The organism is Neisseria sp. (genome assembly GCF_030523955.1).
Classification (GTDB): Bacteria; Pseudomonadota; Gammaproteobacteria; order Burkholderiales; family Neisseriaceae; genus Neisseria.
In genome coordinates this window covers 1-3,387 of the sequence record NZ_JAUNHL010000103.1, presented here as the reverse complement: position 1 = coordinate 3,387, position 3,387 = coordinate 1, and the positions used below count along the sequence as shown (strand labels likewise).

Here is a 3,387-nt window from a genome sequence, read left to right as displayed (position 1 = left end):
AGAAACAAATACCTGCCTGTAAACGAAATGGGTTTCAGACAGGCTGAGGCCTTTGAAAAAACCAAAACTCCTCTAAATTCCCCTAAAGAATTCAGAGGAGTTATTTTATGAGCAGTTTCTTCCGCCAACAAGCCCAAATCATGATGAGCAAACATATCGACAGCTACCCGTTGCTCAACATTAACCGGCTACTCGATTGGCAGCCCGTCGAACAACTGCTCAACCGGCAAAAGACCCGTTACATCCGCGACCACCGCGGTCGCCCCGCCTATCCGCTACTGCCCATGCTCAAAGCCGTATTGCTCGGCCAATGGCACAGCCTCTCCGATCCGGAATTGGAACGCTGTCTGGCTACCCGTCTGGATTTCTACTTCTTCTGCGGTTTTGATGAGGTCGCCTTACCTGATCACAGCACCCTCTGCCGTTTCCGCAATTGGCTGGCACAAGATGACACCTTGGCCGGCCTTCTTGAACTGATTAACCGCCGGATGACCGAAAGATGAAAACGGCATCACCTCCGAAACCTTGCTTAACATAAGCACAGTCGAGATCAAATAAATGTACGATGCAAAAGGCGCATCCGTTTTTTCCGCCCGCATGGCAATTTTCTTGAATTCTTTCAGACAGGCTTACATTCGCCTAACAAGTGCAATATCCTCCAACAGAAAAAGGTCAGTATGCGGTAGCATACTGCCTTTCCTGACAAGAAAGATTGCAATATGGCCTACACACAACTGACCTCAGAGCAACGATACTACATTTCCAAACACTACCGCAACCTGCCCCTAAGCCAAATCACGCAGACTATTAGCTGCCACACCTCCACCATTGTCGCGAAATCACGAAAAATGACCGATACAGTCAAACAGATACATTGACAGACTGATTGCCCGAAAGTACAGCCCCGAGCAGCTCTGCGCCTACCTCGCCAAGCACGAAGGCATCCGGCTGCATCACAGTACCGTTTACCGTTACCTTGTCGAAGACCGCAAAAACGGCGGCAGCCTTTATACCCATCTGCGTATCGTTTCCAAACCCTACCGCAGAAAATACGGCAGCGGCGCATGGACGAAAAGAAAGTGCCGGATCGGGTTGGTATCGAAGAGCGCCCGGCCATTGTCGATAAAAAGGAGCGTATCGGTGATTTCGAGATGGACACCATAGTCGGCAAAGATCAAAAAAGCAGACTGCCGGTTGCGGTTGAGCGGAAAACCAACCGTCGTCATCCGCAAGATCGCCAACTTCAAAGCACAAGATGTTGCCCGGGTAGTGATCCGGACGCTGAAGCCGTTCAAAAGCATGGTTCACACCATCACATTGGATAACGGCAAAGAGTTTTACCGTCATAAAACCTTTGCCAAAGCGTTGAAGGCGCAAACCTACTTCTGCCGCCCTACCATTCTTAGGAAAAGGGGTTGGTGGAGAATACCAACGGGCTGATACGCCAATACTTTCCTAAGGGGACAGATTTTAGGAAAATGAGCAGCAAAGAGATTAAGGCGGTTGAGGATGCCCTCAACCGCAGACCAAGAAAAACGCTTGATTATGAAATGCCGGCTGATTTGTTCTTACCGGCCTTGCCATCGGCATTTGAGTGTTGCACTTGATATGCGAATGTAAGAAAAGGATTTTGCAAAGAGCTCGCCCTGTCTGAAAAAATATTGGTTGTTTTTCAGACAGGCATTTATCGGGTTCAGCGCTTCGGTGGCAAAGCCACCACTACGGTATCGGCCAACATATCTTGCAAGGTGCGGCGGTCGCGCTTCGGATCGCAAGCCATGATAAAACAGGTAATCCATAAGGCACTTTGCACCAGATTCGATACCATTTCGCCGCTTCCTGTGTTATTCAACACCAGAGCTACCAAGACACCCAATATGCTGCTGGCAATCCCCACAACGACATTAAATAATACCTCTCGTAATAATACTGTGCCAACAAAACCTGCATCAGTACCATTGGTTTTGATGACGCGGATATTCATGATACGCTTGCCTATCGATTGGCCGTAGCGGCTCATCATCCAAGTTTGTACCAAGACGTAAATAAAAAATACAATGAGTGAAACGGCAAACAAAGATTTTATTTCGGCATAGCCGGAGAGCGCGGCCAATTCATTCAGCTGGGGGGTGTCGGTATCTTCTAGAAGTCGCAGTACGATACTAATAATAGCGAGTGTGCCGAATAAACAGCTTAGTAAAAAATTAATAAGATAAGCCGCAACCCTGCGCCCAAGCGAAGCAATGCCAACCTCCAGCGCCGCATGTGTACTTTTTTGTTTCTGATTTAAATCCCATTCGCTCATAATTGCCTTCATACTCCTCAATTCACTTGAAATCGGCTGCAATGATATGACCAAGCAGCCTGGTTGAATCATGCCACAAACACAAGCGGTGCGCCAAGTATTGTTATAGCTGAAAACTTTATTTCCGCTAGGTGGTATAGTCTCAATATCTTCAGCCATATCGCAATAATCCGGATTTCTATTGCCGCCGCAAACGAAGACGGTTTCTTTGCATAACGCGTGGCAATACCCGGCCAACGTTCGAAATCCAAAAAACGGTTCTCCACCGGATGACGGTGTAACGATACAGCCAGCGGCCAAAAGACAGTTTTGCTCCTTACGGTTGGCCTTTGGCGAGATAACAGCATCCATCCCCAGTGAAACTGCCAAATTCCTGATTGCATCGGTATCATAAGTTTATCGGCCAACAGCTTGCCGGCTGCCGTATCGGCAATCAATGCTTCAGCAAACAGACAATCTGCCGCACTTGCCTTCGCTTAACACGAGTTAGCGGCATCCCGTGGGCATCCACCGCCAGATGCAGCTTGGTATTCCACCCCTTTTTGTACGGCTCATGTCTTCATTGCCGCCTTTGGCTCCCGCTGCATGGGGATAAACCTTGATATGGGCGGCATCCATCATCAATCATTCCATGCCTTTCTCACCCGCAAGGATGAACATCAGTTTCGTCCGGATGCCCTTTTGCGCCAACGAATGAAACGGCGGTGGGTGTTGCTCCAGCCGCCGTAATCGGGCGGCAGGTCCCGCGAGGGTGCACCGGTACGCAGTATCCGGAAAGTGGTCGGTGAGGTCGTGGCGGCGGTGGGCGGGTTGTTTCATAGGTGGATCGTGAGATGTTGGATGGAGGCAGGATATCGCATACCTTGTAGATTGTAACTACACTATCTAGGGTCTGTTGATAATTGGCCGGCGAAGCGGTTTTTTGACAACTCAAGATTAAATTCGTTATAGTTGCCTTACTCGTTCTGGCTGTTTCGCTATCAAATCGGTTAGCCGGTAGAAAAAAACAAAAAGCACCGAAATTATTCGGTGCTTTTTAAAATTTTTGGCGCGGCGGACGGGGCTCGAACCCGCGACCCTCG

Annotated in this window: 2 protein-coding genes and 3 pseudogenes; 3 read left to right on the top strand and 2 right to left on the bottom strand. The window is 49.0% G+C overall.

Features of this window, described 5'->3' with window-relative positions:
- Nucleotides 1-107: 107 nt before the first annotated feature.
- From Q4C79_RS13090 to Q4C79_RS13080, 3 genes and pseudogenes are all read left to right on the top strand, one after another.
- Nucleotides 108-497: pseudogene (locus Q4C79_RS13090) on the top strand (transposase); the annotation flags it as partial.
- Nucleotides 498-1,064: 567 nt separating this feature from the next.
- Entirely contained in the window at nucleotides 1,065-1,325 is a 261-nt protein-coding gene (locus Q4C79_RS13085; protein ID WP_303091460.1) for a hypothetical protein, read from the top strand.
- 82 nt (nucleotides 1,326-1,407) lie between these two features.
- Nucleotides 1,408-1,607 (top strand): annotated as a pseudogene (locus tag Q4C79_RS13080) (IS30 family transposase); the annotation flags it as partial.
- 86 nt (nucleotides 1,608-1,693) lie between these two features.
- Here Q4C79_RS13080 and Q4C79_RS13075 read toward each other — a convergent pair.
- Together Q4C79_RS13075 and Q4C79_RS13070 are read right to left on the bottom strand one after the other, a co-directional pair.
- Nucleotides 1,694-2,305 (bottom strand): RDD family protein, encoded by a 612-nt coding sequence (locus tag Q4C79_RS13075; RefSeq protein WP_303091459.1) that lies wholly within the window; start codon nucleotides 2,303-2,305, stop codon nucleotides 1,694-1,696.
- A 155-nt stretch (nucleotides 2,306-2,460) separates the two neighbouring features.
- Nucleotides 2,461-3,124, bottom strand: a pseudogene (locus Q4C79_RS13070) (IS5 family transposase); the annotation flags it as partial.
- Nucleotides 3,125-3,387 lie beyond the last annotated feature (263 nt).